This is a genomic window from Amycolatopsis sp. NPDC043889 (assembly GCF_056435645.1).
This window is the reverse complement of record NZ_JBWKEC010000004.1, coordinates 253,880-266,794: the sequence shown is the minus strand read 5'-3', so window position 1 is coordinate 266,794 and position 12,915 is coordinate 253,880. Positions and strand designations below refer to the sequence as shown.

Genomic DNA, 12,915 nt, shown 5'->3' with positions numbered 1-12,915 from the left:
AATGGACTTCCAAGCTCCGGACCCGCACAGTCGAGCCTGCCCGGCTGTAACTGATTCTTCTGACCCCCGCCGGGGGCGTCTACTCCTCGAAAGCCTCCGAATCCGGCAGCGCGGCCACGACCATGGGCGCGACAGGTCGTCAAGAGAAATTTCGTGCCGAGAATGCAGCCGATTCGGTCTGATCTCGAAGAGATGATCGGCGCGCGAAGGCCGGGGGTCCTGCCCCGGTGGACGCCTGCTACGGAGAGTTCTCCGGCGACGAGGATAACGAGGCACTCGGCGCCGCGACGGAGCAGCCGGAGCTATACGTTGGTGACCGGTGAACGGCGACGGAAGAGCGGACGCCGACGATACCGAAACGAGCGGTATCGCCCGGCGTCCGATTTATTCGAAAGTGCGGACTCTTCGCTTATTTCTTGATCCCGTAACGCAGGAGTACCACGCCGTTTTCGAACGAGGTGCCCTCGAGCAGCTCCAGGTCTTGCCGATCCTCGAAAACGCGCGTTCCCTTACCGCGTGACGCTGGGCAGACCCGCATCTGAACTTCGTCGACAAGGCCGTCGTCCAGCAAGGAGCGCATGAGTGTCAAGCTCCCCCACAGCCAGATGTCCTTGCCGCTCTGCCCCTTGAGCTCCCGGATGGTGGCGGCCGGGTCGCGCGTCACGGTCGCGGCGGAAAAGTCGCCCCATGGGGCGTCATCCAGCTTCGACGAAGCGACGAACTTGGTGAGGTTGTTGAGTTTCTCGCCGTACTTTCCCTGCTCCTCGGCGTAGGGCCAGTACCCCTTGGTCTGGTTGTAGGTGTTAGCGCCGAGGATCATCGTGTCGACCGAGTCGATGAAACCCATCACGCTGTCCTTGAAGGCACTTTGGGTGTTGTCGTCGAACGGTTCGCCTGCCACGAAGCTCAGACCGCCGTCTTCTTCGGCGGCGATGTTGTCGACGGTAACCCACTGCTGAACTATGAGTTTTCGCATAGCTCCGACTATAGCAGCGCTCATTTCTCCTACAAATCGGGATTGAATCCGATTTCTCGCGATACCGGGAAACCGGTTCAGCGGCGGCAATCCGGCATTGTCAGGCCTGGCGATCACCGAGCGCATCTCCTGTCGTGCGGTCTTCGCAGCCACGCAAGGAGGGCCGTGAGTGGCGATTCGTATTCCATGAAATAACCGAATCGCCACTCACGGCCCGCCCGGGCTTACGCCGCCTTCGCTCGGCTGACCGCGCCCGCGATGATGTCGGCCGCGCGCTCACCGATCATGATCGCCGTGGCGTTCGGGGCACCACGCCCGACCTTCGGCATGATCGAGACGTCGGCGACCCGCAGGCCGTCGATCCCCTTGACACGCAGTTGCTCGTCGACGACCGTGCCGAGCGCGCACGTCCCGGACGCGTGGAAGATCGCGTGCGTCCGACGGCGGACGAAGGCGCGCACGTCGGCGTCGGAGTCCGACTCGGGCGCCTGGTAGTACGTCTCCGTGTACGGCGCCATCGGTGCCTGCCTTGCGATCTCCATGCCGATCTTGACACCGTCGACCGCGGTCTGCAGGTCATCGGGGTCGGCGTAGTAGTTGTGCTCGATCTTCGGCTTGGTGGTCGGGTCGGCCGCGATCAGCGAGACGTGGCCGCGGCTGCGCGGGGTGAGCATGATCGGGCCGTACGTGATCGCGTGTGCGGTGGGCATGCTCAAGCCGCTGTCGGGAAACATCAGCGGACCGGCGAAGAACACCACATCGGGGGCGTCGAGACCGGGACGCGTCCGGACGAAACCGCCGCACTCCGGGCCGTTCGACGTCAGTGGTCCGACGCCATCCTCCTCGAACTGCCGATGCGCCTCCGGCGTGTGCGCGATCAGCAGGCTGACCGGCTGCGAGTGCGAGAAGATCATCGGCACGAACGCGTGGTCCTGCAGGTTCTGCCCGACGTGCGGCTGGTCGAGGATGACGTCGAGGCCGAGCATGCTCAGCTCGTCGGCCGGGCCGATCCCCGACAGCATCAGCAGCTTCGGCGAGTTGTACGCGCCGGCGCTGAGAATGACCTCCCGCTCGGCGCGGATGGTCACCGGCTCGTCGAAGCGCTCCCCGACGATGCCGACGGCACGGCCGTTCTCGATCAGGACCTTGTGCACCTCGACGTTGGTCTTCACCGTCAGGTTCGGCCGATCCGAGGAGGGGTGCAGGTAGCCCTGCGCGGTGCTCCAGCGCCTGCCGTTCCGCTGGGTCAACTGGAAATAGCCGAAGCCGTCCAGGTCACCGGCGTTGAAGTCGTCGTTGAACGGATGGCCTGCCTCGATCGCGGCCTCGACGAGCGCCTTCGACATCGGATTGTTCGACCGGCCATCCGAGACGCTCATCGGGCCGCCGGCGCCGTGGAACTCGGACGCGCCGCGCTCGTTGTCCTCGGACCGCTTGAAGTACGGCAGGAGCTCGTCGTAACTCCAGCCCGGCTGGTTCCAGCCGTCGTAGTCACTCTTGTGGCCTCGAATGTAAAGCATCGCGTTGATCGAACTGGTCCCGCCGACCACCTTGCCGCGCGGCAGGAAGATCCGGCGGTTGCCCAGTTCGGGCTCCTCCGCCGAGTCGTAGTCCCAGTCGACCTTGGTCCGGAACAGGTCGCCGAACATCGCCGGGATGTGGATGTTCTCGACCGTGTCCTGGCCGCCCGCCTCGACCACGCACACCTTGACGTCGGGGTCCTCGCTCAGCCGGGCCGCGAGCGCACTGCCCGCCGAGCCCGCGCCGACGATCACATAGTCATACATTCTTCGTTCTCCTGATTCAGGCAGCCGAAGGACAGCGGGCTACTGGCGGGGTGCGAGGGTGCCGTCCGCGGACAGCCGCGACACCACGTCGACGACCGCTGCCGTCGCACGGGCCGTCTCCTCCTGGCTGATGACGAGCGGCGGGGCGAGCACGAGGTTGTGACCGTAAGGCCGCGCGATCACGCCATGCTGCTTGCGGATTTCGAACGCCGCCTTCTCGCAGACTTGCCACTCGACCGGCTGCGTGGTCTGCGGGTCGGCGATGAGTTCGAGGCAGGCGAGCGAACCTTCGACACGGAGGTCGCCGACCAGCGGCACGTCCTTCACCGGCGCCAGCCCGGCCTTCAGCCAGTCCGCGATCAGGCCGGCCTTGAGGATCAGGCCCTCCTTCTCGATGATTTCCAGCGTCGCCAGGCCCAGCGCGCAGGCGACCGGGTGACCCTGGAACGTGTAGCCGTGGAAGAAGCCGCTCTCGCCGATCACGACGTCAGCGATCTCGTCGGTCATCAGGGTCGCGCCGAGCGGGGCGTACCCGCCGGCGATTCCCTTCGCCGCGGTGATCATGTCCGGCTTCATCCCGAGCCGGTCCGACTCGAACCAGGCGCCGGTGCGGCCGAACGCGGTCACGACCTCGTCGGCGATCAGCAGGATCCCGTTCTTGGAAAGGACTTCGCGCACGCGCGGCCAGTAGCCCTCCGGCGGCGCGAGCACACCGCCGCCCGCCATGATGGGTTCACCGATGAAGGCGGAGATGTTGTCGGCGCCGATGCGCTCGATCGTCTGCTCCAGTTCGCGCACGAGGAAGTCAGTCGCGTTCTCGCCGCCATACAGGAACTGGCCGCGGTACGTCGTGGCGGGCGAGAGGTGCTCGAAGTTCGGCAGGTTCGGCCCGACGCCGTACTGCATCGGGGGAAAGCCGGTCGCGGTGCCCGCACCGTAGGTCGCGCCGTGGAACGCGTACTGTCGCGAAAGGATCCACGTCTTTTCGGGACGGCCACTGCGGAAGTGGAACAGGCGCGCGGACTTGATCGCCGTCTCGACGGCTTCGGAGCCACCGCTGGAGAAGGCGACCCGGTTGATCCCCTCGGGGGCGAGCTCGGCGAGGCGCGCGGCGAGCATGATGGCCTTGTCGTTGGAGAACTCGAGCAGGCTGGTGAAGAACTCCAGCTCGGTCATCTGCTTCGCGGCGACCTCGGCGAGGTCTTCGCGGCCGTGACCGATCGGCGAGTGCCACACGCCGCCACCTGCCGCGTCGAGCAGTTCGTTGCCTTCGGAGTCCCAGACCGTGCAGCCCTTGCCACGCACGATGATGACGCGGTCGGCGATGTCGCCGCGGTGCATCGAGCGAATCAGGTGGCGCCGGTCAAGTGCTTCGAGCTCGGCAGGGGTCAAGCAGGACGGAAGCGGTCCGGTTGTCGTCACGAGTGTTCTCCTAATACGAATGGCTTCGATGAAAGATCTCGAGCGGTAAGTGATCGTTTCCGGCCAGTCATCCTGCTTCAGAGGCCCCTGGCGCAGACCCCGATGCTCCGGCCAGCGCTGGATCGAGCTGTCCTTGTTCCGAACTCATGGTGTTCCAGCGCCGAGCCCGCGCACCACTTCGAGGTTGCGGACCAGCCGGAGGGAACGGGGACGTCAGGCAACGTCTCGGCCCCTGTTCTCGGCGAAGGATCGGATCGACGCGGCGATGTAGTCGATCATCTCGGCGGTCAGCCCTGGGTAGACCCCGACCCAGAAGGAGCGCTCGGTGATGATGTCACTGTTGGTGAGCTCCCCGACGACGCGATAGTGCACATCCTGGTAGGCGGGGTGCCGGGTGAGGTTGCCCGCGAACAGGTGACGGGTGCCGATCTTGCGTTCCTCGAGGAACCGGATCAGCTCCGGCCTGCCGAAGGGGGCGTCCGCGGTGAGGGTGAGCACGAAGCCGAACCAACTCGGGGTGCTGCCCGGGGTCGCCGAGGGCAGCAGCAGGTAGGGCGTTCCCTCCAACGCCGCCCGCAACCGGGCCCAATTCTCCCGCCGGACCGAGGTGAACCAGTCGAGCTTGTCGAGCTGGGAGAGACCGAGCGAGGCCTGGATATCGGTGGACTTGAGGTTGAAACCGACGTGGGAGTAGACGTACTTGTGGTCATAGCCGGCGGGCAACGTGCCCTTCTGCTGCACAAATCGCTTGCAGCAGGTGTCGCTCGCGCCCGGCGCGCACCAGCAGTCACGGCCCCAGTCCCGCAGCGACTCTACGATCTTGGCGAGCAGGGGCCTGGACGTCAGCACACAGCCACCCTCGCCCATCGTGAGATGGTGCGCGGGGTAGAAGCTCGTAGTCGCGAGGTCGCCGAAAGTCCCCGTCGGCCTGCCGTCATAGAGCGAGCCGACGGCGTCGCAGTTGTCCTCGAGCAGGAACAGGTCGTGCTCACGGGCCAGCGACGCGATCTCGGCGGCCGGGAAGGGGTTGCCCAGCGTATGTGCCAGCGCGATCCCCCGCGTCCGCGGGCCGATGGCCGCCGCCACCTGTTCCACCGTCGCGTTGTAAGTCTCCAGGTCGACGTCGACGAACACCGGAACCAAGCCGTTCTGCACCACTGGGTTCACCGTGGTCGGGAAGCCGGCGGCGACGGTGATGACCTCGTCCCCCGGCCGCAGGCGACGCTTTCCGAGCAACGGCGAGGTAAGGGCCGTGATCCCCAGCAGGTTGGCCGAAGACCCCGAGTTGGTCAGCAGCGCCTTGCGGACCCCGATGCGGCGCGCGAACGCCGACTCGAACTCCCGCGCCGAGCGCCCATGCGCGATCCGCAGGTCGAGAGCCGCCTCGACCAGCGCGGTGCGGTCGGCGGCATCCAGCACCGCGCCCGCGGGCCAGATCTCGGTATGCCCCGGAACGAACGGTCGGGACGTGCTGACATCGGCGTGGTATTTGGCCACGTCGTCTAATAGTTTTTCCTTGCGGTCGCTCATGAACGTCCTCCCGGTCGGGCAGGTAGCCAGCTGGCAGCGCGGTTCAGCCTCGGTACGCCTCGAGTGCGTCCGCCCCCGCCTTCGCCCCACCGCAGTCGGCGATGAGCTGCTGGTATCGCTTGACGCCGAGACGGATCTCCTCGTCGTGCGGGATCTGTTCGACGGCGTTCCGCAGCGTCTCGGCGTCCAGGGTGACGGGGTCGAGGCATCGGGCCAGGCCCACAGCCTCGGCACGCCGCGCGATCAGCTTGCACATCGGCACCGGTGGCACGATCACCATCGGGACGCCGCATGTCGTGGCATCCATAAGGGTCTTGATCCCCGTGTGCGACACGACCGCCGAGGCATTTCGCAAGACGTCGAGCTGCGGGAAATGCGGACGCACCTCGAAGTTCGATGGAATGGGACCGAGTTCGGCGACATCCAGCTTGTGCGCGGCCATCGCGACCTCCCAATCGAGATCACCGAACGCTTCGAAACAAGTGCGGTAGAACTGAGGATTGTTGTTGAACAACGTGCCGAACGAAATGAACAACAATTCCGCGGCGGGGTTCCTCGGCGCCCACTGCCCGATCTGGACCCGGCTGTTGTCCAGCGGCCCGATGAACTGGAACCGCTCGTCGAACGTCTCGGCCTTGTACTGGAAATCCTTGGGAATCAGCACAAGATTCAGATCAGCGGGCGCGGTTCCGTCGAGGGCGTCGTCCTTCCACGTCACGCCATACCTCGCCGCGATCTCCTCCATCGCCGCGAGGTAGCGGTGCCACGGCCACCCAGGGTCCTGCGAACTCCAATCCTCCTCGATCGCGATGGCGTCACGCATCCCGAGGTCCTCGTTGAACGCGAAATGGGGCACCAACGCCGCCGACGGCACGTCGAGAATCTTCGCCAGGATCCGCCCGACCTCGGTGGTCAGGTCGTAGCACAGCACATCGGGCGGGTCCTGCGTGAACTCGCGCAAAAGGATCGGAAGGCTCTCCCCGACGCCAGTGGACAGCGCGCTCAGCATCCCGTCGACACGTTCGTCGTTCGCCCCCTCCGGCCAGTACATGGGGGGCACCCGGGCCGGGATGGTGATGACCTTCGCACCGGCGGCCGTGACCGCGGGTACGCACTCCGGGCCCGTCGCGTAAGTGACGCGGTGGCCACGAGAAAGTAACTCCGGGACCAGCGGAAGCATCGGGTTGACGTGACCATGAGCTGGTTGGACGACAATGGCGACATGCATGGGTATAGACCCCCGTGCTAGGAGTGCCGACGCGGAATCTCGCGATGGTCGATGTGGGCTGACGGCTCCGATCCGGACCGCCGGATCGGAGCCTGTCCATTGTCCGGCCCGCTACCGCTCTCGCTCGTCTCCTGAACTGCGGCCCCGGAACTGCCGCCTCCGGGCCGGAGAACGGATCGAGGTGGCTCGGTGTCGCCATGTCACGGTGCCGGTACCGCTGCCCGGCGGGCCTCTTCGCCCGCCGGGCAGCGGTCTGTCAGGCCGCGGCACGCCCAGGGCGTTCGGGCTCGCCGTCGTCGGACCGCACGGTGTCCTCGCCGCCCACCGTGACGGGCCGCAGGCCGGGGCCGGTGCGCCGCGAGCGCCCCCAGCGCCGCATCGCGGGCCGCTCGACGGTGACGAACAACAGCCGGGCCACGAGCAGCGAGACGACGAACATGCCAAGCAGGAAGAGGATCCCCGGCACCGTGCCCATCTTCGCGCCGGCCAGTGACCCGTTCCCGGCCACGTAGAGCGCGAACAACAGCAACGGCAGGTGCACCAGGTAGAACGCGTAGGTGGTCTCGCCTGCCCAAAGGGCGGGGCGGCTCTCCAGCAACCCCGGCCGGCGCGGGTCGCGCGTGGCCGCCGCGCCGATCAGCAGCGCCGCCGGGAAGGCCCACATTCCCGAGTACCCGTAGATGGGCGGCAGGAAAAGCGTGGCGACGTAGACAACCGTGGTGAAGGCCATCGCCCACCCGACACCGATCTTCAAGAACCGACCCTCCTGCACCAGGCGCGCGGTGAGCATGCCGATCACGAAGTCGGGCAACCGGGTGATGGGAAAGAACAGGAGCGCCTTGTGCTGCAGCCAGGTGCCGCTGGGGAAGGCGGGGCTGGGCGGGCCGCTCGGGAGGATCGCGCCGACCACGATCGTGATGGCGAGGACGAGCAGCCCGGTGGCCACCCACCAGTGCCACACTCGGTTGTGCCGGATCCGCCGCACCAGCATGTAGAACAGCGGGAACAGGGCGTAGAAGAAGATCTCGACCCCCAGCGTCCACGTCGGGGGGTTGGGGGATTGCGACGCGAAACCGAAGTCCCAGACCCAAGCCTGCAGCAGGAACAGGTAATTGAACAGGAGCGGGAAGAGCCCGATCCCCGCGACCAGCAACGTCACGACGAGCGCCGGGACGAACACCACGAGGTGGCTCGGGATGATCCTCATGAAGCGTCGGCGGTAGAAGTCGCGCCACCGGACCCCCGCCCCGGTCGACCAAGTGAGAACGAAACCGCTGAGCACGAAGAACAACGACACACCGAAGTGCCCGGCATTGATGCCGATGAAGATGAAGCCGCCCGCGAGGGCAACGCTCGCGAACGGCGCCAGGTACGCGGCGTGGGTGATGAAAACCAGCAAGGCGCCGAAGAACCGGAGGCTCGTCAGCGCCGGGCGCGCGCCCCCGCGCACCTCGATCGATTCCTGAGTCACGCAGATCACTCCCGATGTCGTGGGATCACGTCCGTCCGCGGGCGCGTCGCTCGAGGACACCCGGCATCGGCTCACGTGGACGGAGCCGACTATCCCGCAGACGCGACAGCGAGCACGTCTCGTCACATGCGGTATCGGCCCGCCGGCAGCCTTCCTCACGCCATGCTCAGCACAGAGCACGCCGGAAGGCGTCCGGTGTCTCACCACCGACCATGCTGGCCGGCAAGGACATGTCACCCGGTTCACCGTCGACGTCGTCGACCCGCGGGGCGCACCGACCGGCGACGCGAGCTCGTCTTGTGACCGCCGAGTGGGCAGGAGGCCAACGATGATGAACGCGCGCACGACCGGCCGATGGCTCATCCGGGGCCCAGCGCGGCCCGGCCGGCCACGGCTGTTCTGTTTCCCGCACGGCGGAGGTGCCGCGGCGGAATTCGTCCGTTGGTCACGCCTTCTTCCCGACGTCGAGATCAGCGCCGTCGAACTGCCCGGTCGCGGTTCCCGCCTTTCCGAACCCGTACTGACGCGAATGGACGAACTGGTCGCCGAGGTGGTCGGCATCATGCCTGCCGGCGCGCCGTACGCGATGTTCGGACACAGCTTTGGCGCACTGGTGGCCTACGAAGTCACCAGGGAACTGCGCCGCGCCGGGCGCAGGCTGCCGGACCACCTGATCGTCTCCGGCTTCCCGGCACCCTCGATACCGCGCACCGAGCCGTCCATCCACCACCTGCCCGAAGACGACCTCCTCAACGAGGTGGGCAGGCGACACGGCGGCCTGTCCAGCGAGATTCTGGCCGATCCCGAGCGGAAGACCAGGGTCGCCCGATACCTTCGGGCCGACTACCAGATCCTGGAAACCTACGAATGGCGCGCCGACACCCCGTTGCCCGTGCCGCTGACCGTGTTCGGCGGCAGCGAAGACGCGATCGGCGCCGATGCGCTGTGCGCATGGCAACGACACGTGACCGGTGAGATCGGCATTCGCTGTTTCCCCGGCGATCACTTCTATTTCCGGCAGCACAAGGAGACGGTGCTGCGCGCCCTGGCCGGCGTCGTGCGGACGACCGCCCCCGCGGACCGGGCGGCGTGAGCGAGGCGGTACCGCGGGCAAAGAGGATCCGCGAATCCTTGCCCGCCAACGACTCCCGCCCCACCACCCCGATGGCCGCAAGCACGGAGACGTCCATCCGGATCGTCGAACCGTACGGTTCCACCAGAGAATCAGCCGACCAGCGCGAAGGAGTAGGTCGTGAGTGACAGCAACGGCGACAGGGCGAGGCTTGTGCCGGTCAGCCCCGGCTCCGGTAGTGCGACAACACAGCCGTCGAAGACGCTGGACTCGTTGACAGGGATACGTTTTGTCGCCGCCCTTATGACGTTCCTCTTCCACATCACCGTTCTGGTCAACCCGCTCGATTTCAGCTGGCCGGCGATCAGCCCGTTCGCCGACACCGCCCTCGCGGAGTCGATTTACTGGTTCTTCGGCTACAGCGGCTACATCGGACTCTCCTTTTTCTTCGTACTCAGTGGATTCGTGATCACCTGGTCGGCAAAGCCCGGTACGTCGGCGCGAGCGTTCATCCGCCGCAGGCTGGTGAAGGTCTTCCCCAACCACCTGGTCATGTGGGCGGCGGTGATGCTGTTGTTCGCCGGCGGCGTCGTCAGCTGGCAGGTGTGGCTGCCCAACCTCTTCCTGGTGCAGTCGTGGTTCCCGACCTACACGATCAGCCAGTCCATGAACGTGCCGGCCTGGTCGCTGTGCGCCGAGCTGCTCTTCTACCTGTCCTTCCCCTTCCTCGTGAAGCCGCTCTTCCGGCTGTCCTCACGCGGGTTGTGGATCGGGGCGGCGGCGATGGTCGTCGGCCTCGGGTTGTACCAGCTGGCCGTCTCCACCTTCATCCCCGGCCCGGCCGCCGGTTCCGGGGTGCCCATGTCCGACACGCAGTACTGGCTCGCCTATCTCTTCCCGGTCGGGCGCATCTTCGAGTTCCTGCTCGGCATGTTCCTTGCTCGCATCGTCATCACGGGACAGTGGCCGGCCCGGCTCGGCCCGCTGGTCGCGACACTGATCATGGCGGTCGGCTACGCCGCCACCTTGTTCGTACCGGTGCAGTTGGCACTCAACCTGATCACCCTCGCCCCGATCGGTATCGTGGTGGCCGCCTTCGCCAACGCGGACCTGCGGGGAACGCGAACCCTTGTCCGCGGCAAGCGCATGGTCTTCCTCGGGAAGATCTCCTTCGGTTTCTACATGTGCCAGGCTGTGACGGTCTTCTACTTCCGGGCCGTGACGGGCGGTCCGAAGTACGACCTGGCGGGCGCCCTGCTGCTCTCGCTCGGCATGTTCGCCATGACCCTGCTCGGTGGATGGCTCCTGTTCCGGTTCGTGGAGACACCCATGATGCGCCGGTTCGGCCGCAAGCCGGGCGAGCCCAAGGCGCCGGTTCAGCCGCGCAGCGCCGATCTGAAGTCTCTTGACGCGAGCGAGGAACGTAGCGCGGCATGAGTATCGAGCCAGCGAACCGGGAGGACCACAGAGTCGAGGTCTTCGCATGGGCGACCGACGACGATCCCGAGAGGGCCATCGAGAAGGCCGCGGTCGACTCCCTCGCAGGGGTGTTCGCCCAACGGTGTCCCGAACGGGAATTCGTCAATCCTGTCCTCGCCAGAGGTGGGCAGGCGGACCCGGTAGCGGCACTCCGGTCCCGGTTGCGGGAAAACGACCCGCCGGACAGTTTCCAAGTGCATCCCGGCGGGGAACTGATGGACTACATCGACGCCGGACAACTCGCGGATCTCAACGACCAGTTCGCGCAGTGGGGTCTGATCGATGTCCTGCCAAAGGGTCTGCTTGACGCCATCACCGTGAACGGGAGCATCTACTGTGTGCCCGCGGGTATCCACCGCTTGTTGCTGTGGAGCAACCTGGAGGTGCTGGCAAAGGCTGGACTCACTGACCAGCCCACGACCCTCGACGAGTTCATCCACCACCTGGACGTGCTCCGCGCCTCCGGCGTCGATCACCCGCTCGCGCTCGGCGCGAATTGGACCCAGCTTGAACTTCTCGAGGGGCTTCTGCTCGCCGAACTCGGACCCGAACGGTTCGAGGCGCTGTGGACCGCGAAGGCCGACTGGTCCAAAGGTGACGTCACCGGGGTGCTTGACGACTACAAGAGGCTGCTGTCGTACTCGAACCCGGACCGCGACGACTTGCACTGGACCGAGGCGGCGAAGCTGTTGAGCAGCGGCAGAGCCGGCTACCTGTTCATGGGCGACTGGGTCGTCGGCGAGTTGGAGCGCAACGGGTTCACGGATTATTCGTACCAGCCGTTCCCGGGTGCCGACGGGACCTTCCAGTGGCTCGGCGACGCATTCGTCCAGCCCGAGAACGCCCCCAACGCGGCGGGAGCGAACGACTGGCTGAAGACCGTGGCCAGCCTCGAGGGTCAGCTGGCCTTCAACACCAGGAAGGGGTCCATTCCCGCTCGCGGTGACGCACGCCCCGCCGACTATCCGGCATACCAGCGGGCGGCGATCGCGGACTTCAAGCGGCTGAGGCTTGTCCCGTCGTGTGCGCACGGCTCGGCATGCACACCTGCCGAGACGGTCGCGGTCATCTCCGCGGTCGGCAGCTTCTCCTCGACAGGCAGCGTCGCGGACTTGCAGGCCGCCATCGCGGCCTGCATCCGGTGACGCCGGCACTCGGCGTGTTGTTCAGAGCTCCTCGACCAGCCCGATGATGATGCCTCCGGGGCCGCGGATGTAGCAGAACCGGCAGTAGTCCTCGTACTGCGCCACCTCGCCAACGAGTTCGGCGCCGTGGGCGCGCAGGCGGCCGAGGAGGTCGTCGATGGCGTCGACGGCGAACGTGAGGCGAGAGATGCCCGGGGTGTTCGGCTGCATCCTCGGCCCGGCACCGGTGGCCACCGGCGTGCGAAAGGCCGACAGTTCGACCCGGCTGTGGCCGTCCGGGGTCCGCACGAAGGCGATGTCCGCTCGGACGTCGTCAAGCCCGAGGATCTGGTCCACCCATTTACCCTCGACCACCGACTCGCCCTCCAGTTCCAGGCCGAGTTCGACGAAGAACGCGATAGCGGCCGCGAGATCCTCGACCACAATGCCGGCGTGATCCATCCGGTAGATCGTCATGCCACGCAGTGTAAGTGTCTGTTGGTGAACCCGCGTCCGCTATCGCGTCGGCAGGGCGCGACCTGGTCAAACCTCGCACGTTGACGACAAGGGCGCCCTGCCACCGCGATAGCGGGCCTTCGGCCGGGGCGGGTTCACGCGTTATGTCCCTTTCGCGAGGCACGGCGCAGCTCCGCCAACAGGCTCTAAGGGGCCACGGTCCCGGTCAGCTGCGCCGATGGTGCGCCAGCGCATCCCGCTATAGCCGGCGTCGTTGCGCACGGCGAAACCGGGGATGTCGCGGTAGAACGTCAACGCGGCTTCAGGGTCGTTCTGCGGGAGAAAGCTCCCGTGAATGCTGATGTCCATG

The 12,915-nt window shown here is 66.4% G+C and carries 10 protein-coding genes and 1 pseudogene; 3 read left to right on the top strand and 8 right to left on the bottom strand.

Annotation, left to right across the window (positions count from 1 at the left end; all coding sequences use genetic code 11):
* Positions 1–409: 409 nt before the first annotated feature.
* The 6 genes from AC0685_RS11550 to AC0685_RS11525 all read right to left on the bottom strand — a co-directional run bounded on the left by AC0685_RS11550 (position 410) and on the right by AC0685_RS11525 (position 8,414).
* The gene (locus AC0685_RS11550; protein ID WP_478225445.1) at positions 410–1,129 is read right to left on the bottom strand and encodes a dihydrofolate reductase family protein; all 720 of its coding nucleotides are present in this window, start codon (positions 1,127–1,129) and stop codon (positions 410–412) included.
* 71 nt (positions 1,130–1,200) lie between these two features.
* A complete protein-coding gene (locus tag AC0685_RS11545; protein ID WP_478225444.1) occupies positions 1,201–2,763 on the bottom strand; it encodes a GMC family oxidoreductase in 1,563 nt (520 codons plus the stop codon).
* A gap of 39 nt (positions 2,764–2,802) precedes the next feature.
* Complete coding sequence (locus AC0685_RS11540; protein ID WP_478225443.1) at positions 2,803–4,185, bottom strand: aminotransferase family protein; 1,383 nt, start codon at positions 4,183–4,185, stop codon at positions 2,803–2,805.
* A gap of 213 nt (positions 4,186–4,398) precedes the next feature.
* Positions 4,399–5,715, bottom strand: coding sequence for a lipopolysaccharide biosynthesis protein RfbH (rfbH, locus tag AC0685_RS11535; RefSeq protein WP_478225442.1), 1,317 nt, complete (start codon positions 5,713–5,715; stop codon positions 4,399–4,401).
* A gap of 43 nt (positions 5,716–5,758) precedes the next feature.
* The gene (locus AC0685_RS11530; protein WP_478225441.1) at positions 5,759–6,943 is read right to left on the bottom strand and encodes a macrolide family glycosyltransferase; all 1,185 of its coding nucleotides are present in this window, start codon (positions 6,941–6,943) and stop codon (positions 5,759–5,761) included.
* A 256-nt stretch (positions 6,944–7,199) separates the two neighbouring features.
* On the bottom strand, positions 7,200–8,414 hold the full coding sequence (locus AC0685_RS11525) for an acyltransferase family protein (protein WP_478225440.1): 1,215 nt from the start codon (positions 8,412–8,414) through the stop codon (positions 7,200–7,202).
* Between the two features lie 328 nt (positions 8,415–8,742).
* Here AC0685_RS11525 and AC0685_RS11520 point away from each other — a divergent pair, with 328 nt between their 5' ends.
* From AC0685_RS11520 to AC0685_RS11510, 3 genes are all read left to right on the top strand, one after another.
* The gene (locus AC0685_RS11520; protein WP_478225439.1) at positions 8,743–9,507 is read left to right on the top strand and encodes a thioesterase II family protein; all 765 of its coding nucleotides are present in this window, start codon (positions 8,743–8,745) and stop codon (positions 9,505–9,507) included.
* 159 nt (positions 9,508–9,666) lie between these two features.
* The gene (locus AC0685_RS11515; RefSeq protein WP_478225438.1) at positions 9,667–10,923 is read left to right on the top strand and encodes an acyltransferase family protein; all 1,257 of its coding nucleotides are present in this window, start codon (positions 9,667–9,669) and stop codon (positions 10,921–10,923) included.
* A complete protein-coding gene (locus AC0685_RS11510) occupies positions 10,920–12,110 on the top strand; it encodes an ABC transporter substrate-binding protein (protein WP_478225437.1) in 1,191 nt (396 codons plus the stop codon). The genes AC0685_RS11515 and AC0685_RS11510 overlap by 4 nt, the downstream gene beginning before the upstream one ends.
* Positions 12,111–12,131: 21 nt before the next feature.
* On the opposite strand, the gene AC0685_RS11505 is transcribed toward AC0685_RS11510, so the two are convergent.
* A complete protein-coding gene (locus AC0685_RS11505; protein ID WP_340686936.1) occupies positions 12,132–12,566 on the bottom strand; it encodes a VOC family protein in 435 nt (144 codons plus the stop codon).
* A 213-nt stretch (positions 12,567–12,779) separates the two neighbouring features.
* Positions 12,780–12,914, bottom strand: a pseudogene (locus tag AC0685_RS11500) (VOC family protein); the annotation flags it as partial.
* Position 12,915: the final 1 nt, after the last annotated feature.

Coding starts and splice junctions, on each gene's coding strand:
- AC0685_RS11545 (WP_478225444.1), bottom strand. CDS start 2,763: ATGTATGACTATGTGATCGTCGGCGCGGGCTCGGCGGGCAGTGCGCTC.
- rfbH (WP_478225442.1), bottom strand. CDS start 5,715: ATGAGCGACCGCAAGGAAAAACTATTAGACGACGTGGCCAAATACCAC.
- AC0685_RS11530 (WP_478225441.1), bottom strand. CDS start 6,943: ATGCATGTCGCCATTGTCGTCCAACCAGCTCATGGTCACGTCAACCCG.
- AC0685_RS11520 (WP_478225439.1), top strand. CDS start 8,743: ATGATGAACGCGCGCACGACCGGCCGATGGCTCATCCGGGGCCCAGCG.
- AC0685_RS11510 (WP_478225437.1), top strand. CDS start 10,920: ATGAGTATCGAGCCAGCGAACCGGGAGGACCACAGAGTCGAGGTCTTC.
- AC0685_RS11505 (WP_340686936.1), bottom strand. CDS start 12,566: ATGACGATCTACCGGATGGATCACGCCGGCATTGTGGTCGAGGATCTC.